Genomic DNA, 19,234 nt, shown 5'->3' with positions numbered 1-19,234 from the left:
GATCCAGGATTACAATTATACCGCGACGAAGGAAGCGATCGCGCGCGCCGTCAAGGGCGAGCCGAAGGCCTCCGAAGTCGTCGCCAAGCGCAACGAAGCCAAGCACCCCTTCGCGCCGAACTGAGCCCGCGGACGTCTTCGAAATTGAAGGGGAGCCGCGCGGCTCCCCTTTTTTATTTGGGAGAACCGCGTGTCAGCGGTCATCGGCTGGGACATTGGCGGCGCCCATGTGAAGGCGGCGCGCGCGGATGACGGTCGCCTGACGGCGGTCGTTCAGATCGCTTGCGCCCCGCATGAACGCGTCTCGAGCCTTGAGCAGGCGCTACGCGACGCGCGCACGACGCTCGGCGACGCCGAACGTCATCGCGTGACGATGACGGCGGAACTCTCCGACGCATTCGAAAGCAGGGCGCGCGGTGTGATTGCGGTCGCCGCGATCGCCGCGCGCGAAATCGGCGTCGGCGACGTTCTTTTCTATGCAGGCGAACGCGGCTTCATCACGCGCGACGACATTGGCGGGAGCGTCGACGCAATCGCTTCCGCCAATTGGCGCGCTTCTGCGGAACTTGTCGCGCGTCATCGCGCCGAGGCGCTTTTCATCGACATCGGATCGACGACGACGGACCTCACGCCGATTTGCGTGGGGCGCGTCGCGTCAATCGGCGCGAGCGACGCCGAACGCCTCGCCTATGGCGAACTCGCCTATGCCGGATTTTCGCGCGGCGCGCCTCAGGCTTATGCGGCGCATGCGTCGGTCGCCGGACGTTGGACGCCGCTCGTCAACGAAACGTTCGCGTCGATGGCCGATCTGCGACGCGTGCTCGGCGATCTCCCCGAGGGAGAAACGGACGCTGATCTTTCGCCGACGGCCGACGGGCGAGCCAAGACAATTGCCGCTTCGCGGGCACGCCTTGTGCGTCTCGCCGGGCGTGACGCCGCCGAATTGACCGAGGCGCAGCACCGCGCCTTCGCGCATTATCTAGCGCGCGCGCAATTGCGCGCGATCGAAGATCAGATTGCGCTGCTCGAATCGCGCGACGCGGTTGCACTAGACGCGCCGATCGTCGGCGCCGGCGTCGGCCGCAAGCTCGTTGCGCGTTTGGCGCAGTCGCAAGGCCGGGCGTTCGTCGATTTCTCCGAGCTGATCGTGGCGCGGCCGGCTTTGGCTGATAAAGCTGCAAACTGCGCGCCGGCTACGGCGCTGGCGTTGCTGCAGCTCTGATTATCGGATTGTGAAGGGCGCGATCACGTCCATCGAGAAGAGACCCTGCGTGCGCTTGGGGCCATTTGGTCCAAAGAACGGCGCCGCATCATTCACCGCTGTCTCCCATCGAAATTCGGGCCTCAGGATCAGTCCTGAAAATAACGGAAACGCTGTCAGCTTTTGTGAAAAAGTGACGCCGGCGGTGATTGCAAGATAACTCGTTCCCTGTCCCGGAGGCTGCACGATGACGGATGGGGCAGGGAATCCATGTTCGGAGTTGACGCTGTCGAAATAACCGGGATAGGCGGCCGCGAAGAAATTTCTGTCGTCGCCCCAAAATTCGACGCGCGCGCCGAGTTTGATTGAATCGTCGATCTTGTACGTCGCATATTGCGCGATCCCATATGCATTGGCGCCGCGAGGATGCTGCGGGACGAGAGAAGTATTTAAGCCAAAGCCGTTAGGGAGAGCGTTGAGCGCGTCAAATGTGGTTCCGAAAATCGAAACCGGGTTATAGCCGGTTTCGCGAAAGTAGCTGATGTCGGACGCGAAGCTCAACTTTTCCGTCGCGTTCCAGGTCGCGGTCAGATTGTTGTACAAGGTCCAGGAGTTGTTCGGGTTGCAGGCGCAAGCGGCAGGAACGCCGCCGATGACGCCGCCCGGCCAACCGACCAATAAAGGGTCTTTCACATTCGGATTTTCCGGTCCGGAATGTGTAATCGCGAGTATCGACAGATCGCCGTCTAAAAGGTTCAGGCCAAAGCCGGCGTGAATGGAAGGCGAATTGTTGTTATCGCCCGGCCAGCCGATCGATGTGTCGACGCCGGTGACAATGCCTGCGAAAAGATCGAGCCAGTCCGCTGCATGGACGATCGACATGACGCCCGTGTCGACGAAGGGGCCGGCATTCGAACTAAGGGAGCGCGTATAGAAAATATTGTCCTTCGATGTGAGCATTTCGAAACCGTTGTAGCTTGTGAATTGGCCGACAGTGACGTCGACGCCGCCCTTCGTCAGGATTGGCAGATGGGCCTGAAGATTCGCCTCGACGATCGAAAGCTGCGTGCGATCGTGAATGAGATATTCGGTTTGGCCCAGGAACTGAGTGTAACGGGCGTCCGTGCCGAGCATTCCGATGAAGGCTAACCCAAAGTCCAGGTCGGCCGCCTTCTTGTCGAGCGGCCGCTCGACGTTCAGAATCGCTTGATTGAACTGGGGCCAGTTGGCGCGATCCGTATCAAGATGCCCGAAATTGATTTTGTTGTATGGGAGAGCGAAGTTGATGGCGACGCCTCCGGACAAATATCCGTCGATCGCAAGGCTATCGAGCCAGCTCTTAGAATCCGGCGACTTCTTTGGGGCGTCGCCGCAAACGGCCTGCGACGCCGAAAGAAGAGCCGCCATCACGGCCACAACTCGTTTCATCGCTCGTCTCTAAGGCGGATGCCTTCGAATCGAAAGGAACGCTAAAAACCACAATCGTTAACGCGTCGCGGGAACCTTCGCCCGGTCCTTATAGCCCTCAATTTTCGCCATCACCATGTCCCAGGCCTCGCGCTCGGCCTCGCCGGCGGTCTTATCGATCGCGATCTGGAGATAAGCGAGTTCGCTCTCGATCTTTTCGCGTGACAGCATGTCGAGCCGAGTCGCGAGAATCGCGGCTTCGAGCACCGCTGCGCGCGCGCGGTTCATGCCCAGGAACGGGCGATGCGACTCGATGCGCCTCACCCTGCAAAAGAAACGCGGCCGCGATTCGTGCTCCTCGACGCGCTCGACGACGAGTTCGGCGTGCGCCAGCGCCGCGGAAAGACGCGGCGCCGGCCAGTCCTCAATGTCGGTGAGCGGCCAGCTGCGCTGACCCGTGACAAGACCGACAAAAATGCGCGCGTCATCGGTGAAGCTCGCCGTCGCTCTGCCGTTATGCGTTAGATTGTAGAGAGTGGATGACGGTCGAAACGGCGCCGCGATCCAGTAGCCCTGATCCTCGATCAGTCCGAGCGGCGCGATATGCGGACGGCCTTCGGGCGACAGCGTCGTGACGACGCATTCATGTATCAGAGGCATCTTTCGCAGGTCCTTCGCCCGCTTTGCGCATGGTGTGGCCCATTTCCTTGAAGCGGGTCGCATCCTCTTGGTTAATGTCCGTGGCGGCGCCGAAGTCGAGCGGCTCGTCCTGACGATAGCGCTTGCCAAGTTTGTAAGCGAGCTCGGCCTTCATCAATTCCGCGCCAAGGTAAAAGGCGTGGGCGCCGTCATGTTCGACGGCAAGATGCGGATACAGCGCCATTGCGTCGGCGGCGACATGGTGGAAACCTTTGGCGTAGATATGCACGCCGTCCTGCGTCGTTTCAATGCGGAAATTGGTATCGCGTAGTTCGCGCGCAAGCTCGGCGATCTCTTCGGGCGTCGCAGCGTAAGGTTTGCGGTCGTGAATTTGCAGCAGCGCGTCGCTGTAGCCTTTCGGCAGCGCGCGATCCGCGCGCGCCGCGAACATCAGCCGTCGCGCGGCGTCGTGCTCCTGCAGCGTTCGACGTGTGTGTGGGGATACCTGCACTGTGAGCAGATGCCGGATGTCGAGTTCTGAACATATGCCGAGCATCGCCGCGGTCACGCCGGCGGAGTCGGCGTCGGTCAGCTCGGTGAGATTGCCAGTGCCCATCATGATCTCTGCGTCAGGCTCGCGGGCGCGCAGCTCCACATAGCGGGCGATCGATGCGGCGAAGCCGAAATGAATCGGATCGAGAATCGGATCGAGAATGGCGCCGACCCCCCGATCGCGCGCGCGCCGCGCGGCGCGCTGCAGCGAGTCGAGATCGCCGTGCGGGCGAGGCGTCAGGACCGGAACGATGGGCGATTTGTCCGGCAGGATCGCAAGCGTTTCTTCATCGAGGCTGAGAAGATGATCGACGCCGGCCTTCGCGGCGCGCTCAAGCTCGGCGACATCGGCCGAGTCGACGCTGACCTTCAGGCCTGCGGCCTTAAGGGCGGCAATCGTTTGCTCGAGATGATCGAAAGGCGTGTCCGGCAGACAGCCGAGATCAATGACGTCGGCGCCGCCGGCGATGAGTTCATGCGACTTGAACAGGATATCGGCGACGCTCATCTTCGAGGCGTCGACGATCTCGGCGAAGATCTGCATGTCGTAGCGCGACAAATCGGGCGTCGCGCCGCCGCGACCGAGATAGGCGGGAAGGTCGGCGATCTCTTCCGGTCCCCGCTCGAAGGCGACGCTGAAATCCTTGGTCAGCGCGGAAAGATCGGCGCGGCATCGCCCCGGCAGGATCACGCGATCCGCGTGCACCGGCCGCGGCAGCCTGCGCTGAATGATTTCCTGGGTCATCAGCGCCGCGACCTTGACACCGATGTCATGAATGCGCCAGTCCTGCGCCGCCTCGCCGAAGCTCGCGACCATGCGCTCCAGTCGCGGCAAAGCGAGGTGGCCGGTCAGGAACAGCAGACGCTCGCCCATGCGGAGCTTTCGTTAGGGTTGCGGCTCGACTTCGCGGCGGCGGCGCTCCACCGCCTCCTGCAACGCCGCAAGGCTCTCGACGACCTGCGTCGCTTCGAAAGATTTGAGCGCGTCGGTGTTCTGGAGATCGATGCGACGCGGATAGACCATCACCATGCCCTTTGGCGCGCGCGTTTCAAGTTCGGGCGCGGTGTCGCAGGCGAAGACGATCGACGGCACGCGGCATTTGCCGGCCTGTGCGAAAACATTGGTCGCAAGATTGTCGGAAATGCCGACGACGCATTTCGCCACCGTGTTCGAGGTCGCAGGCGCGAGAACCAGCGTGTGGTAGAAATTGTAGTAGAAATTGCCGACCGGCGCGGCGCTCGCCGTCGTGTCCTTGAATATGCGGACCGTCTCGGGCAGCGCCAGATCGTGCTTATACATGCGCACGACTTCCGCCGCCGCCTTGCTGACGAAGAGATCGACGTGATCGAGCGTGCGAATCATGTCGAGACATTCTGTGAAGAAATGTCCAGATCCGGTGAGCGCCCAACCCCAGCGCGGCGTGACGACTTTCTTTTTTGTCATTAGGCGAACTTCCGGGTTGGAAAAATTGCGATGGCTGCGCCCGGCGGCGCGCCATCGGCAAGACGCGCTGCGGCGTGCGGGAGAGACGAAGGGCCGGCGATGAAGAGCGGCGTTCCATCGAGATAATCCGGAAGCGCCGGATCGACAACGCCTTCGCGAATAATCTCGCTCAGCGGCGCGCCATCGCTTACGTCGACGCTCTTGACCAGCAGCAGCGCCCAGGCGCCAGTTTTTTTTGCAAGCCAGGCGGCGAGACTGTCGGAGGTGACGTCCCAACCGAGCGCAATGTCTTGGGCGTCGGCGACCATCGCGCTTGCGCGCCAGAGGGCGACGCGCCGTTGAACATGCGCCGCTTCGATCGCGTCAAGCGAGGCGGCGAGCGCCAGCGCCGGGTCGCAGTTCGCGAGCGCCAAGGCGTACTGCTCCATCGCCAGAACCGCCATGGCGTGGGCGGTCTCATCGTTGTAGCGCATCGCCGGCTGCGCCGCGCGCACCGCGTCGGCGAAGGGGCCGCCGCCGGGAACGATCGTCAGCGGCCGAGGATAGCGTTTCAACGCCGCGAGCCAATCGGCGAGCGCCGGCGAAGCGTGCAGGCTGCCGCCGAGTTTGACGACGAGAGGCGCGCTATTTGACGGCATCGATGCGCATCGGCGCCGGCTGTAGGCGACGGACCTCCTCGTGGGCGCGGGCGCGCCTTATCCTCACGCCGACAGCGCCGGGCGCAACGTCGAGCTTTTCAACTTGCACGGTCACCGATCGCACGCGCTCATGCAGCAGCACGCTTTCGGCGAGGCGCTCGGCGATCGTCTCGACAAGCTCGATATGGCCGCCGGCGAGGATCATTTTGATCGCGTCCATGATCACGTCGTAAGAAAAGATCGAGCGCATGTCGTCGGAGCCGTTGACGCGCGCCACTTCCGCTTCGACGTTGAAGCGCACGCGCTGGGTATGGCCGTGCTCATGGGCGTAAGCGCCGATTTCGACGGGCGCGACATAATCCTTAAGAAACACGCAGTCGGTGTCGTTGGCTCCCGGAGGCTCGACATAGCCGCGGCCGAGGAACGCCCATTCAGCATGAAATGCGACATGCGCATCGCGCGCCGAAGGAATCAGATCGCGGATCAGCGTCGTGGCGCTGGCGTCGATCGCGGCGCGGCGTTCGCCATGAAGACAGAGCGCGCCGCGAAAGCCGAGGACGTCCGCGCCGGCGACGAGCAGGCGCGGGACGTCGGGAGATTCCAACGCGCCGGCGAGACCGGAGGCGAGCCCGAGATTGCGGCAGCGCGCGACGAATTCGGACAGCGCGCCGACGCTCATATAGTCGAGCAGCCGGCCTTTCCCCTTGTGCGCCGTATCCAGCATCGCGCCGTGAAAGCCGGCGCCGGCCAGCGGCTCGAGAATGTCGAACTCGGGGCCGAGATCGGCGAAGAGCACGGCGACGAGCCGCGTTCTTGCGGTCAGCGGCGCCAGCGCGTCGATGATCTCGACGGCGTCGGGCGTCGCCGGGAGGGCGAATTTCACATAGTCGACGCCCGCCGCGACGGTCTCTTCAAAGTCGCGAAGCGCATGCGAAACGTCGTGCGGCAGCTCGACGACGGCGCTGACCGGGCGTCGACCGTTAACGAAGGCCACGATCTCGGCGACTATATCCAGCGGCAGCGCGCCCAGCGCGCCGCGCGACGGCGCCTTGCAGTCGATGATGTCGGCGCCGCGCGCCAGGGCGATCTCCGCCTCCTCGCGCGACAGTACGCTCGCCAGCATCAAGGTCATTCATTTCGCTCCGGTCGTGGCGCAATGCGCATCCGCGCGCTTGTGGAGCAAATTTTCCTCGAATCCAAGTGGCCTCGCGCGTCCACCCTCCCGTTCGCGCTGGGCGACGACTGACCACCGCGTTATTTTCTCACAACCCCAAGCGTGTGAACATGCTCCCGAAAAGGAGAAATCCGTGAAAATCCTCATGGTCCTGACCTCGCACGATACGCTCGGCGACACCGGCCGAAAGACCGGCTTCTGGCTCGAAGAGCTCGCAGCGCCCTATTACGTGTTTCTCGACGCCGGGTGCGAGATCACGCTTGCCTCGCCCAAGGGCGGTCAGCCGCCGTTGGATCCAAAGAGCAATGAACCCGAATTTCAGACCGACCTCACCCGCCGGTTCGAAGCGGATGCGTCGGCCAAGGCGCGCCTCGCCGATACGGCGCGGCTCGACAGCGTCCGTCAGGACGATTTCGACTCGGTCTTTTACCCCGGCGGCCATGGACCGATGTGGGACCTCGCCGAGGACCCGGATTCGATCAGGCTGATCGAATCCTTCATCCGCGCCGGCAAGCCCATCGCGCTCGTGTGCCACGCGCCGGGCGTGCTGCGCCATGTTGCAGGTCCCGACGGCCGGCCGCTGGTCGCGGGCAAGACAGTGACCGGCTTCACCAACGGCGAGGAGGAGGCGGTTGGCCTCACCCACGTCGTTCCGTTCCTTGTCGAGGATGAGCTTCAGGCGAAAGGCGGGCGCTTCTCGAAGGCGGCGGACTGGGTCCCACATGTCGTCCGGGACGGCCAGTTGATCACGGGCCAGAATCCGGCTTCCTCCGGTCCGGCCGCCCGCAACCTTGTGGAGGAGCTTACGAAAGCGTGAGAGTCGGCTCTCTCGGCGATGTAGCGGCGCGAGCGAAACGGGCGGCGCGGCTCATTCAACCACTGAGCCGTTGAGCGCCAGCACGCCCGCCGCGAGATAGAGCGAGCCGGCGATCAGAATGCGCGGGGGCGCGTCGAAGCTGCGTGTCGAAAGGAGCGCTAACGCTTCCTCGACGCCGCCCGCCGCAGCGCCGGGAATGCCCTCCGCCCTGGCGAGGCTCGCGACTTCCTCAGGCGGCCAACTCTTGTGTTCGCCCTCCACCGGCACGGCGACGACCTCGCGCGCCAATCCGACGAAATGTCTCAACAGCGCGCGAACGTCCTTGGTCGTCTGCGCGCCGCAAATCAGCGCCAGCGGGCGCGGCGCCTTGTCGTGAAACTCCGCCATCGCTTCAGCCAGGACGCGGCCGCCGTCTTCATTATGGCCGCCGTCGAGCCACACCTCGGCGCCCGGCGGCGCGAGATCGACAATGCGACCGCGCGTGAGCCGCTGGAGCCGGGCCGGCCATTCGGCGCGCATGAGCCCGGCCTCGATCGCCGCCGTCGCTATCTGAGGCGCGACGGCGCGCAGCGCGGCGATGGCGCCGGCGGCGTTTTCATGCTGATGGCGTCCGGCGAGACGGGGCAGCGGAAGATCGAGCAGCCCGCGCTCGTCCTCATAGACGAGGCGGCCGTTCTCGTTGGCGATGTGAAAGTCCCGACCGGCGACGATCGGCGTCGCGCCGACGCGCCGCGCCTCGCGCTCCAGCGACCTCTCCACCGACTCTGACTGGAAGCCGATGATCACCGGCGCGTCCTTCTTCATGATTCCGGCCTTCTCATGCGCGATCTTTTCGACCGTGTCTCCGAGAAACTCGAGGTGATCGAGGGAGATCGAGGTGATGATGGCGCACTTGGGCTGGGAAATGACATTCGTCGCGTCATAGCGCCCGCCGAGACCCGTTTCGAGCAGCAGCCAGTCGGCCGGCGTTTCTGCGAACAGTGAAAAAGCCGCCGCCGTCGTGATCTCGAAGAAGGTGATCGGCTGCCCGGCGTTCGCCTGTTCGCAACGCTCAAGCGCCGCGCTCAGACGCTCATCGTCGACAAGCTTTCCTCCATCCTCGGCGCCAAGACGAATCCGCTCATTGAAGCGCACCAGGTGAGGGGATGTGTAAACATGAACGCGTTTGCCGGCGGCTTCGAGCATCGCGCGCAGAAAGGCGATGGTCGAACCTTTGCCGTTGGTGCCGGCGACGTGAATGGTCGGCGGCAGCCTGAGGTCCGGACGACCGAGCGCGGCGAGCAGGCGCTCCGTGCGCCCAAGCGACAGATCGATCCTCTTCGGATGGAGCGTGAGCAATCGCGACAGGATCGCGTCATGCTGATCCATTGCGGCTTCGCCTCGCGATGTCAGGCGGCGGCGCGTCGCGGCGGCGATTTGGTCAGGAGACCGCACAGGCGCGCTAAAGTCTCGCGCATCTCCTGACGCGGCACCACCATGTCGACCATGCCGTGATCGCGCAAATATTCGGCGCGCTGGAAGCCTTCGGGAAGCTTCTCCCGAATCGTCTGCTCGATGACGCGGGCGCCGGCGAAGCCGATGATCGCGCCGGGTTCAGCGATTTGCACGTCGCCGAGCATGGCGTAGGACGCGGTCACGCCGCCCGTCGTCGGATTGGTCAGCACGACGATGTAAGGCAGGCGTGCTTCGCGCAGGCGCTGCACGGCGATGGTCGTGCGCGGCATCTGCATAAGCGAGAACATCCCTTCCTGCATGCGCGCGCCGCCCGACGCCGTAAAGATCACGAAAGGCGTTCTTTTGGCGACGGCATATTCGCAGCCGGCGATGATCGCCTCGCCCGCCGCCATGCCGAGCGAGCCGCCCAGGAATTCGAAATCCTGGATGGCGACGGTGAGAGGCGAGCCTTCGAGATTTCCAAAGGCGATCGTCACCGCATCCGTCATGCCGGTCTTGAGCCGGTATTCTTTCAGCTTGTCGACATAGCGCTTGATGTCGCGAAACTTGAGCGGATCAAGGGGCGCTTCGGGCGTGGACAGCAGTTCGCATTCGCCGCCGTCGAAAAGATTGGCGAGCCGGGTCCCGATCGGACAGCGCATGTGATAGCCCGAGCCGGGCACGACATAGAGGTTCGCTTCGATGTCCTTATGGAACACGAGCTGACCGCTTTCGGGACATTTCACCCAGAGGTTTTCGGGCGCTTCGCGCTTGATCAGCGCCTTGATCTTCGGCGGGACGACGTTCGAATACCAGTTCATGACACGAGCCTCGTCAACCAGCTGATCACGCCGCCCTTCGGCCGAGCGTCGCGCACGCCGCCCGCGATCGACGCGACGAGTCCGGTCACAGCGCTGACGCTCGTAGCGCCAGCTCGGCCTTCCGCGTCGAGCGAAGCCTTGAGCGCATCAACCAGAGCCGTTCCGACGACGACTCCGTCGGCGTTGCGGGCGATTTCGGCGGCGTTGTCCGCATTCTTGACGCCGAAGCCGACGGCGATCGGCAGCGCCGTATGTCGTTTGATGCGCGCGACGGCCTGGCTCACGCCAGCATAGTCTGCAAGCGCCGCGCCGGTGATGCCGGTCAGCGAGACATAGTAGACGAAGCCGCTCGTGTTTTCGAGCACCTTGGGGAGCCGTCTGTCGTCTGTCGTCGGCGTGGCCAAGCGAATGAAGTTCAGCCCCGCGCTGCGGGCGGGAACGCAGAGTTCGGCGTCTTCTTCGGGCGGCAAGTCCACGACGATGAGGCCGTCGACGCCGGCGACTCGAGCGTCGCGCAGGAAAGCGTCGACGCCGTAAACATAGATCGGGTTGTAATAGCCCATCAGCACGATGGGGGTGGCGTCGTCTCCGGCGCGGAAGTCGGCGACGAGCTTCAAGGTTTTCTTGAGCGTGGTGCCGGCCTTGAGCGCCCGCAAGCCCGCCGCCTGGATGGCGGGGCCATCCGCCATCGGATCGGTGAAGGGCATGCCGACCTCGATTACGTCCGCGCCGGCGCCGGGGAGGCCCTTCAAAATATCGAGCGATGTCGCGAGATCAGGGTCGCCCGCCATCACGAAGGTCACCAGAGCTGCGCGCCGTTCTTTCTTGAGGGCGGCGAAACGATCATCGATGCGGGTGGGCATAAGCGGCAGACGTCCTTCGTCACGCGGCGCAATTCTTCACAACGCCTCTCGACCAGCCACGAGCGGATTTAGGGCCCTCGCGAGGCATGCAGGCCGCCGTTGCTTAGGGCTTGGGCGCGGTTCCGTCCACTGTTTTCGCGCGCGTTAAATCGTCACCTGCGCGCCCAACTCTACGACGCGGTCGGAGGGGATCGAGAAGAAGTCTGTCGCGTTGGCGGCCTGGCGGGTGAGCGCGACATAGAGCTTGTCCTGCCAGACGGGCATTTCGGAGGACGGGCTTTCCTTGATCGAACGCCGCCCTAGGAAGAAGCTCGTGGTCATGATGTCGTATTTGAACCCGGCCTTGCGCATCGCGGCGAGCGCCGCCGGAACGCGCGGACTTTCCATGAAGCCGTAATGAAGCGTCGCGCGGAAGAAATCGCCGGAGAGCTTCTCTATTTCAAAGCGCTTGCCTGGCGCGACGCGCGGCCGGTCTTCGGTCTTCACGCAGATCACCAGCACCCGTTCGTGCAGAACCTTGTTGTGCTTGAGATTGTGCATCAGCGCGGTTGGCGCGACAGCCGGATCGCTTGTCAAAAAGACCGCCGTGCCCGGCACGCGCGTCGGCTTCGACTTTTGCAGCATTGCGATGAGCTCCATCATCGGGATGGAGTCGCGATGGGTTTTCTCGGCGAGAAGACGCGTGCCGCGTGTCCATGTCCACATGATGATCATGACGCAGCCGCCGAGCGCGAGCGGCACCCAGCCGCCATCTTTGACCTTCATCAGATTGGCGGTGAGAAAGGCGAATTCGACGACGAGGAAGGAAGCGGCGAAGACGATCGACACGAACAGGGGCCAGCCCCATTTGCGCCAGGCGACGATGAACAGCAGCGACGTCGATAGCACCATCGTGCCGGTGACCGCGATGCCATAGGCCGAGGCAAGCGCCGACGAACTCTTGAAGGCGATGACAAGCAACAGCACGCCGATGAGCAGCAGCCGGTTGATCCGGCCGATATAGATTTGGCCCTCCTGCGAGGCCGACGTATGCGTGACCTCGAGGCGCGGAATGAGGCCAAGCTGAATGGCTTGGCGCGCCAGCGAGAAAGCCCCGGTGATGACCGCTTGCGCGGCGATCGTCGTCGCCAGCGTCGAAAGGATAACGAGAGGCAAAAGCGCCCAGTCCGGCGCAAGCAGGAAGAAAGGATTGCCGACGGCCTCAGGGCGCGACAGGACGAGCGCTCCCTGGCCGAGGTAGTTGAGCAGCAGCGCCGGCAAGACGAATCCGAGCCAGGCGGTGCGGATCGGCCCGCGCCCGAAATGACCCATATCGGCGTAAAGCGCCTCGACGCCAGTGACCGCGAGGAAAACCGAGCCGAGCACGGCGAAGCCGAGCCAGCCGTGGGCCACCAGAAAGGCGATGCCTTGCCGCGGATCGAAACTGCGCAGCACCTGCGGCGCTTCCGGAATATGCATCGCGCCCAGCACGCCAATGCTGAGAAAGAAGGTGATCATGATCGGCCCGAAAAAGGCCGCAACTCGCGCCGTTCCATGGCTTTGCACCCAAAACAGCGTGACCAGAATGAAGATTGTGATTGGAAGAACGAATTCGCTGAAGCGATGAGTGACGAGTTCCAAGCCCTCGATGGCCGACATTACCGAGATCGCCGGCGTGATGATCGCCTCGCCGGCGAAGAGCGCGGCGCCCGCTACGCCAAGCAGAAAGGCGACTTTCGTGCGCCGGCCCATGGCGGTCTGCGCAAGGGCCATCAGAGAAAGAATGCCGCCTTCGCCGCGGTTGTCCGCGCGCATGACGAAGATGATGTATTTGATCGTGACCGTGAAAATCAGAGCAAAAATGAGAAGCGAAATCGCCCCGACGACGGACTCCTCCGTCAGCGCGTCATGCTCCACCTGATGGGCGAGCGACTCGCGCAGGGCGTACAGCGGACTCGTGCCGATGTCGCCATATACGACGCCGATCGAGCCGATGATGAGGCCGACAACGCCGCCTTTCGCCCGCTCGTCGCCTTGATGCGCATGGGCTTGCGTTCCATCGCCGCCCGAGGCGGGACCGGCGTCGGATCGCTGCGTCATAGGGACGTTCCTTTGATGGGACCCGCCGCGCCTCTCATCGACCGGGTCGCAAGAGAGCGCTCGCTCAAGCCGAGCACGGGTGCGACCAAGGCTTCCTCTCCTTCGGCGCGGGTCCGCCGATAACGGTGCGGCGATATACGCGGTTTTGTGCGCAAAGAGAAGCCGCTGTTGCGGCGCAATATTGGCGCGCCAAGCTTTTGAAGGCTTTCGGCGCGCTTTCGCCGCCTGCGCCCCCGGGCAGGAGCCGTTCGGCCGGCTGGACATCGCGCGTTCTTTTCATAGCTAATCTGCGACGTCAGTCACTCAGGGGGTTCATGTCCTCGTTTTCGACCATCTCGGCCGGGTTTGCGCATGCGACGGGCGCGCCTTCGTCGAACGCCATCGTGACGGACGTCGACGGTCTCGAGGCGGGCATGACCCAGCTGCCGGACGGCGCGCCGGCCTACTTCGCCCGTCCCCAGAGCGGCGCCAATTGCCCGATCGTTCTCGTCGCGCAGGAAATCTTCGGCCTGCACGAACATATCCGCGACGTCGTGCGGCGCTTCGCAAAGCTCGGGTTTTTCGCCATCGCGCCCGATTTTCTCATCCGCTATGGCGACCCGCAGAAAGCGCCGGACATAGAGGCGATTCGCGCCATCGTCGCCAAGGTCCCCGACGCCGAAACGATGGCGGCGTTCGATCAGGCGCTCGCCTTCGCCGCGACGAGAGGCGGCGACGCCGGACGCGCGGCGATCACCGGATTTTGCTGGGGCGGCCGCATCGCCTGGCTCTATGCGGTCCATAATCCGCGCCTGCGCGCCTGCATTCCCTGGTACGGCCGGCTCGACGGACCGCATACGCCGACGCAGCCGCGCTGGCCGATTGACATCGCCGCGGAGCTGAAAACGCCGACGCTGGGGCTCTACGGCGGCGCCGACCCGAGCATTCCCGTCGAACTCGTCGAGGCCATGCGCGCACGCCTGAAGAGGGCGCGGGCTCCCGCCGAGATCATCGTCTATGCCGATGCGCCACATGCCTTCTTCGCCGACTATCGCGAAAGCCACCGGGCCGAGACAGCTAATGACGCTTGGGAAAAGGCGCTCGCCTTCCTGCGGGCGACAGGCGTGGGGTGACCCGCGCTTAGCGCGGCGTCAGCGCGATGATGCGCGCCGGGCCGCCCGAGCCCTTTTCGATCTTCATCGGCAGGGCGATGACGATGGCGCCCGTGGCCGGCAGCTGGTCGAGATTGGCGAGGTTCTCGAGCCCGCCGATATTGGCGGCGCCGATGATCCGGTGCACCAGAAAGTCCTGCGACGGTCCGTTGTCGACGCTCGCCGTGTCGACGCCGATCAGGTTCGGGCGGCGTTCCTTCGCGAGCCAGGCGGCGGCTTCCGGACCAAAAGACGGGAAGTGGAGATGGGTCGCGTCGCCCGGCGTATCGTCGCCGAGATAGGCCCCTTTGTCCGGCCAGCGCGCGCTCCATCCAGTGCGCAGCAGCACGATGGCCTTTTCGGGAATGCGGCCATGCGCCGTCTCCCAGGCGGCGATGTCCTCGACTGTCAAGATATAGTCGGGATTCGCTGCGGCTTTAGCCGATACATCGATGACGATCGCCGGACCCACGAAACGTTCGACCGGAATATCAGAGTTCGTCCAGCGGCCTTCGGCGAAATGCATCGGCGCGTCGAGATGCGTGCCGCCGTGCTCGGGCGAACAAAAGGCGTTGGCGAAATAGAAGTAGCCCGCCTTCGTCGGCCCTTTGTGCAAAACCTTGAGTTCGAAACCCGAAGGCGACGTTGGCCAATAGATGGTTTCGGCGCTAAAGGCGTGGCTGAGGTCGACGACCTTGCTCGCCGTAAGATCGAGGCCTTGCGCGTGCGCCGGGTCGTATCGCGCCACGGAAAATGTCAAGCAAAAAAACAGGCTGGAGCATAAGCAAGGTTTTCTCATATCGATGATCTCCGAAAGCTGCGGCTGTGCGGCAAAACTAAAAATCGCTCGCGATTCCTTTGACTTCCCAGTCGCCGTAGCGTGCCGGGTCAGGTCCGCCGCGACCGCCGATTTCTTCCGGGGGAGAAGAATGTTTCGCAGCCTCGCGTCGACGCGCCTCGGCTTCGGCCAATGCGCGCCGCGCCGCCGGTGGCAGATCCGGCCGCCGCTCGCTCGATTCCCCTGGGGTTACCGCCTTCGACACGGGTGGTCTCTTCGCATTGGTCGCCCGCCGCCACGCCTATTGTGTTATGATTCGCCTTCGTCGCGGAGGGAGAAGCCGTTTGGCGGACAGCGACAGTAGATCATTTTCCACTCGGGCCAAATCGCCGCGTGCGCCGGCGCGTCAAGGGTCGCGACAGGGCTTCGTGCCCGCCGAAGCGGTGCGGGAGGCGGAAGCTGCGAAGATTCCCGGACTGCCGGCGCGTCTCGCAGCAGCCAACATCATCGGCGACATCGTGCAGGGCGGCCATCGTCTCGACGAATGTTTCGCCGCGAACGCCGTTCCTTGCCGACTATCCGGACTCGACGCCCGCGACGTGGCGCTCGCGCGCTCTATTGTCACAGTCGCGCTGCGACGACTGGGCGTCATCCGCTATGCGCTCGCCGAGCTCCTGGAAAAGGGGCTGCCGCGTCAAGCGGCGCGCCTTGAATTTTTGCTCATCGCCGCCGCCGCGCAAATTCTGTTTCTTGACGCCGCCGATCACGCCGCCGTCGATCTCGCCGTCCGCGCCGTGCGCCTTGAACCGAAAACCGCCGCCTTTAGCGGCCTCGTCAATGGCGTGCTGCGCAATCTCGCGCGGCGTCGCGAGGAATTTTTGGAGATCGCCGCAAGCGGCGAGCATGACGCGCCGGCATGGCTGATGCAACGATGGCGCAAGCATTACGGCGACGAAACGGCGCGCGCCATCGCGGCCATGCATATGCTTGAGCCGCCGCTCGACCTTTCAGTGAAAGACGATCCTGAGGGATGGGCGCAACGGCTGGACGGCGTCGCGTTGCCGACAGGCTCGGTGAGGCTGCGCACGCATACGCCGATCATCGATCTTCCGGGCTTCGACGAAGGCGAATGGTGGGTGCAGGACGCGGCCGCCGCCTTGCCGGTTCGACTGCTCGCGCCGCGGCACGACGAGCGCCTGCTCGACATGTGCGCTGCGCCCGGCGGCAAGACGGCGCAGATGGCGCTGGCCCGCGCACATGTCATTGCGCTCGACCGTTCGGCGGAGCGCTTGAAGCTGCTCGCAGCCAATCTGGCGCGGTTGCGATTGCACGCCGAAGTCGCCGTCGGCGACGCTGCCGCCTATCAGGCGCAGCCGTTCGACGCGATCCTGATCGATGCGCCCTGTTCGGCGACTGGAACGATCAGGCGCCATCCCGACGTTCCCTGGACCAAGAAGCCAGGCGACGTCGAAACGCTCGCAAGCTTGCAGACCAAGCTGCTCAATCGCGCCGCGCTGCTGACGCGCGCCGGCGGGCGCATCGTCTACTGCAGCTGCTCCTTGGAGCCGGAAGAGGGCGAACAGCAGATCGCCGCCTTTTTGCGCCGCAATCCGGATTTCCGCCGAGCGCCGATCGAACCTGGCGAAGGCGTGCCTCAAGAATTCATTAACCGCGACGGCGATCTGCGCACCTTGCCGCACTACTGGGCGAATGAAGATCCGCGCCTTTCCGGCATCGACGGCTTCTTCGCGGCGCGGCTGCTGCGGTCGGCATAGAACGCGGCCCGCGAAAAAGTCGACGCCGGCTATTCGCGCAAGAGAGCGCGCTCCAAATTTGCAAGAATCGATCACGTCACTTGCATTTGGGCGATTAGTCCCAAATGCAGCGCCGTCTAACGCGCCGGGACGAGGGCCGCGAATTCCTTCAGCACTTGCTCATAGACCATTCGCTTGAACGGCACGATCAGCTCCGGAAGCGCCGAAAGCGCTTCCCAGCGCCAGGCGTCGAATTCGGGCTTGTGCCTGCCGCCGCCCGGCGCATGAATGTCGATCTCGCTGTCGTCGCCGGTGAAGCGCAGCGCGAACCAGCGCTGGGTTTGGCCGACATATTTGCCGCTCCAGCGATTGTTCGAACCTTTGGGCAAATCGTAGGAGAGCCAGTCCGGCGCTTCGGCAAGCAGCGCCACGCTCGACACGTTCGTCTCTTCATAGAGTTCGCGCAGCGCCGCTTCATAGGGCGTTTCGCCCTCGTCGATGCCGCCCTGCGGCATCTGCCAGAGATGGGGCGGACGGGTATGGTCGTGGTCGCCCTTGGCGCGCCGCCGGCCGACGAAGGCGAGGCCCTGCGCATTGAGCAGGAGGACGCCGACGCAGGGCCGATACAATCCGCGTTTGCTCATCGCCACGTCTCGCGGCAGGCGCCATGCTGGCGCGCCCTCACCACTGCGTCGGTCATCCGCTCCCCCGGGCGCTGGAATTCGCCGCAAACTATCCTGCGGAACTTTGGCGTCAATCGTCGAGCCGTCAGGCGCTGCGCATCGGCGCCCCGTCGGCTTCCATGAGTTCAATCAGCATGCCTTCCCGCAACCCCCGGTCGGCGATGCGGGTGCGTTGCGCCGGGAAAAGCGCGCGAATCGCCTCGAAAATTGCGCAGCCGGCGAGGACGAGATCGGCCCGCTGCGGACCGATGCAGCCGTTGGCGACCCGCTCCTCGAAATTCATCGCCCGCAGCCGCATGATCGCGCGGGTGGCGTCCTCGTCGCTCATCCACAGGCCGTCGACGCGCCAGCGGTCATAGCGTTCAAGTCCCAAATGGACGCCGGCCAAGGTGGTGACCGTTCCCGAAGTGCCGAGAAGATGGAAGCGCGGACAGCGTCGCTCGGAGGCCATGCGCCGAGCGAAGGGCGCGAGCGTCTCTCGCGTCTGATGCGCCATCGCCGCGAACGTCTCGGCCGAGACGCTCCGGCCGCCGAAATGCTCGGCGAGCGTCACGACGCCAAGTTCGAGCGACGTCCAGGCGCGGAAGGCGTAGGCGCCGCTTTCGCCGCGCCGCGCGCGCGTCAGCCAAACGAGTTCGGTGGATCCGCCGCCGATGTCGAAGAGCAACACGCTTTCGGCGGCAGGATCGGCGAGCGCGCCGCAACCGCGGGCGGCGAAGCGGGCCTCGGTTTCGCGGTCGATGATCTCGAGGCGCAGGCCGGTGCGTTCGTGCACGCGCTCGATGAATTCCTCGCCGTTCGCCGCGCCGCGGCAAGCCTGGGTGGCGACCAGCCGCGCGCGGGTGACGCCGCGGGCGTCCATTTTCTCCCGGCAGATTTCCAGGGCCGCGATGGTGCGCACGATCGCATCCTCGCTGATACGGCCTGACTTGCCGAGGCCCTCTCCCAGCCGCACGATGCGCGAAAAGGCGTCGACGATGCGCAGACAGTCGTTGCTGCGCCGGCGCGGCCGGCGATCAGGGCGGGCGATCAGGAGGCGGCAATTGTTGGTGCCAAGATCCAGCGCGGCATAGGTTTGGCGCGCGCGTAAAACTTCGGAGGCGACGCCGACGCCGATCTGGACCTCGTGCGCAGCCTGCGCCGACGCCTTTGAGGGTAGACCGGTTTCCCTCACTCGATCCATTCCGTGAAGCTGCTCCGTCTCGCCCCGCTTCGTCTCGTCCCGCGCCGCTTCGCCGAATATGAAGCGATGATTGTCGAAACGCCACGACGCTAGCGTAAATTTCTTTCATGCCGGATCGTCGCGCCGCTCGCAAGGGTTCTGCAAGCCATGGCGCGCGCGAGCGGCGGGCGATTGCTTGCCGCTGGCCGCCGACTGTTGACACCGTCCGCGGCGCTCTCTAAGCCACCAACCGTTCGCGCAAGCGCTAAGCCGCGCCTTTGGGGGATAGTTCAACGGTAGAACAGCGGACTCTGACTCCGTTAATCTTGGTTCGAATCCAGGTCCCCCAGCCAATAAAATCAATTAGTTACGAAATCGTCTCACAGATCGCCGCCGCCGTCTCACCACCATCTCACCTGCTGGAAAACTGATTCCGCCCGCTGTCGCTTCCGAAAACTCCGTCCAATTGACTGGCAGTCAACAGCGAATCAGAACATGATCGTTGTATGATTGCAATCGCCTTGCTTTTCGTCCGCGCGCTGTGTGACTGCTTCAAGTCGCGGCGGCGGCTGGACGCCGAGATCCTGGTGTTGCGGCATCAGCTGAATGTTCTGCAGCAGCGCGCGCCGCGCCGCTTGCTTTTGCGTTGGGCCGACCG

General features: G+C 64.1%; 19 protein-coding genes and 1 tRNA gene. 6 read left to right on the top strand and 14 right to left on the bottom strand.

Going from position 1 to position 19,234, the window contains the following annotated elements:
- On the top strand, nucleotides 1–124 hold a 124-nt coding region (locus QZ964_RS10165), incomplete at its 5' end, for a formaldehyde-activating enzyme (RefSeq protein ID WP_292531418.1).
- Nucleotides 125–190: 66 nt separating this feature from the next.
- On the top strand, nucleotides 191–1,222 hold the full coding sequence (locus QZ964_RS10160; RefSeq protein ID WP_292531416.1) for a hydantoinase/oxoprolinase family protein: 1,032 nt from the start codon (nucleotides 191–193) through the stop codon (nucleotides 1,220–1,222).
- Here QZ964_RS10160 and QZ964_RS10155 read toward each other — a convergent pair whose 3' ends face one another.
- From QZ964_RS10155 to QZ964_RS10130, 6 genes are all read right to left on the bottom strand, one after another.
- Nucleotides 1,223–2,608 carry an outer membrane beta-barrel protein gene (locus tag QZ964_RS10155; protein ID WP_292531415.1) on the bottom strand — a complete coding sequence of 462 codons (1,386 nt, stop codon included), beginning with the start codon at nucleotides 2,606–2,608 and terminating at the stop codon, nucleotides 1,223–1,225. It lies immediately after the preceding gene.
- Between the two features lie 78 nt (nucleotides 2,609–2,686).
- On the bottom strand, nucleotides 2,687–3,268 hold the full coding sequence (locus tag QZ964_RS10150; protein ID WP_292531414.1) for a DUF447 domain-containing protein: 582 nt from the start codon (nucleotides 3,266–3,268) through the stop codon (nucleotides 2,687–2,689).
- Nucleotides 3,252–4,673 (bottom strand): DUF6513 domain-containing protein, encoded by a 1,422-nt coding sequence (locus QZ964_RS10145; RefSeq protein ID WP_292531413.1) that lies wholly within the window; start codon nucleotides 4,671–4,673, stop codon nucleotides 3,252–3,254. Before QZ964_RS10145 ends, QZ964_RS10150 begins: the two co-directional genes overlap by 17 nt.
- 12 nt (nucleotides 4,674–4,685) lie before the next feature.
- Nucleotides 4,686–5,243 (bottom strand): flavoprotein, encoded by a 558-nt coding sequence (locus tag QZ964_RS10140; protein WP_292531412.1) that lies wholly within the window; start codon nucleotides 5,241–5,243, stop codon nucleotides 4,686–4,688.
- Nucleotides 5,243–5,881: a uridylate kinase gene (locus QZ964_RS10135; protein ID WP_292531411.1), complete on the bottom strand. Its 639-nt coding sequence runs from the start codon at nucleotides 5,879–5,881 to the stop codon at nucleotides 5,243–5,245. The genes QZ964_RS10140 and QZ964_RS10135 overlap by 1 nt, the downstream gene beginning before the upstream one ends.
- The gene (locus QZ964_RS10130) at nucleotides 5,868–7,013 is read right to left on the bottom strand and encodes a (5-formylfuran-3-yl)methyl phosphate synthase (protein WP_292531410.1); all 1,146 of its coding nucleotides are present in this window, start codon (nucleotides 7,011–7,013) and stop codon (nucleotides 5,868–5,870) included. Before QZ964_RS10130 ends, QZ964_RS10135 begins: the two co-directional genes overlap by 14 nt.
- 175 nt (nucleotides 7,014–7,188) lie before the next feature.
- Between QZ964_RS10130 and QZ964_RS10125 the strand changes: the two genes are divergently transcribed.
- Nucleotides 7,189–7,872, top strand: a complete 684-nt coding sequence (locus QZ964_RS10125) for a type 1 glutamine amidotransferase domain-containing protein (protein ID WP_292531409.1) — start codon at nucleotides 7,189–7,191, stop codon at nucleotides 7,870–7,872.
- Nucleotides 7,873–7,923: 51 nt separating this feature from the next.
- On the opposite strand, the gene QZ964_RS10120 is transcribed toward QZ964_RS10125, so the two are convergent.
- The 4 genes from QZ964_RS10120 to QZ964_RS10105 all read right to left on the bottom strand — a co-directional run bounded on the left by QZ964_RS10120 (nucleotide 7,924) and on the right by QZ964_RS10105 (nucleotide 13,069).
- Complete coding sequence (locus QZ964_RS10120; protein ID WP_292531408.1) at nucleotides 7,924–9,240, bottom strand: folylpolyglutamate synthase/dihydrofolate synthase family protein; 1,317 nt, start codon at nucleotides 9,238–9,240, stop codon at nucleotides 7,924–7,926.
- 20 nt (nucleotides 9,241–9,260) lie between these two features.
- Nucleotides 9,261–10,127 (bottom strand): acetyl-CoA carboxylase, carboxyltransferase subunit beta, encoded by an 867-nt coding sequence (gene accD / locus QZ964_RS10115; protein ID WP_292531406.1) that lies wholly within the window; start codon nucleotides 10,125–10,127, stop codon nucleotides 9,261–9,263.
- Nucleotides 10,124–10,990, bottom strand: a complete 867-nt coding sequence (gene trpA, locus QZ964_RS10110; RefSeq protein WP_292531404.1) for a tryptophan synthase subunit alpha — start codon at nucleotides 10,988–10,990, stop codon at nucleotides 10,124–10,126. Before trpA ends, accD begins: the two co-directional genes overlap by 4 nt.
- A gap of 144 nt (nucleotides 10,991–11,134) precedes the next feature.
- A complete protein-coding gene (locus QZ964_RS10105; RefSeq protein WP_292531403.1) occupies nucleotides 11,135–13,069 on the bottom strand; it encodes a potassium transporter Kup in 1,935 nt (644 codons plus the stop codon).
- Between the two features lie 314 nt (nucleotides 13,070–13,383).
- Here QZ964_RS10105 and QZ964_RS10100 point away from each other — a divergent pair, with 314 nt between their 5' ends.
- Nucleotides 13,384–14,181 carry a dienelactone hydrolase family protein gene (locus QZ964_RS10100; protein WP_292531402.1) on the top strand — a complete coding sequence of 266 codons (798 nt, stop codon included), beginning with the start codon at nucleotides 13,384–13,386 and terminating at the stop codon, nucleotides 14,179–14,181.
- A gap of 7 nt (nucleotides 14,182–14,188) precedes the next feature.
- Here QZ964_RS10100 and QZ964_RS10095 read toward each other — a convergent pair whose 3' ends face one another.
- Nucleotides 14,189–14,947 (bottom strand): cyclase family protein, encoded by a 759-nt coding sequence (locus tag QZ964_RS10095; protein ID WP_292531400.1) that lies wholly within the window; start codon nucleotides 14,945–14,947, stop codon nucleotides 14,189–14,191.
- Nucleotides 14,948–15,035: 88 nt separating this feature from the next.
- Nucleotides 15,036–15,242: a DUF1674 domain-containing protein gene (locus tag QZ964_RS10090; RefSeq protein ID WP_292531398.1), complete on the bottom strand. Its 207-nt coding sequence runs from the start codon at nucleotides 15,240–15,242 to the stop codon at nucleotides 15,036–15,038.
- A gap of 79 nt (nucleotides 15,243–15,321) precedes the next feature.
- On the opposite strand from QZ964_RS10090, the gene QZ964_RS10085 reads away from it, so the two are divergent.
- Nucleotides 15,322–16,752: a transcription antitermination factor NusB gene (locus QZ964_RS10085; RefSeq protein WP_292531397.1), complete on the top strand. Its 1,431-nt coding sequence runs from the start codon at nucleotides 15,322–15,324 to the stop codon at nucleotides 16,750–16,752.
- Between the two features lie 116 nt (nucleotides 16,753–16,868).
- Here QZ964_RS10085 and QZ964_RS10080 read toward each other — a convergent pair whose 3' ends face one another.
- On the bottom strand, nucleotides 16,869–17,375 hold the full coding sequence (locus tag QZ964_RS10080) for an RNA pyrophosphohydrolase (protein ID WP_292531396.1): 507 nt from the start codon (nucleotides 17,373–17,375) through the stop codon (nucleotides 16,869–16,871).
- Between the two features lie 124 nt (nucleotides 17,376–17,499).
- The gene (locus QZ964_RS10075; protein ID WP_292531417.1) at nucleotides 17,500–18,588 is read right to left on the bottom strand and encodes a Ppx/GppA phosphatase family protein; all 1,089 of its coding nucleotides are present in this window, start codon (nucleotides 18,586–18,588) and stop codon (nucleotides 17,500–17,502) included.
- A gap of 267 nt (nucleotides 18,589–18,855) precedes the next feature.
- Between QZ964_RS10075 and QZ964_RS10070 the strand changes: the two genes are divergently transcribed.
- Nucleotides 18,856–18,929: transfer RNA gene (locus tag QZ964_RS10070), tRNA-Gln, on the top strand.
- The last annotated feature ends 305 nt before the right edge of the window (nucleotides 18,930–19,234 follow it).

The sequence above is a fragment of the Methylocystis sp. genome (assembly GCF_021731785.1).
GTDB lineage: Bacteria > Pseudomonadota > Alphaproteobacteria > Rhizobiales > Beijerinckiaceae > Methylocystis.
This window is presented reverse-complemented; position numbering and strand designations above follow the sequence as displayed.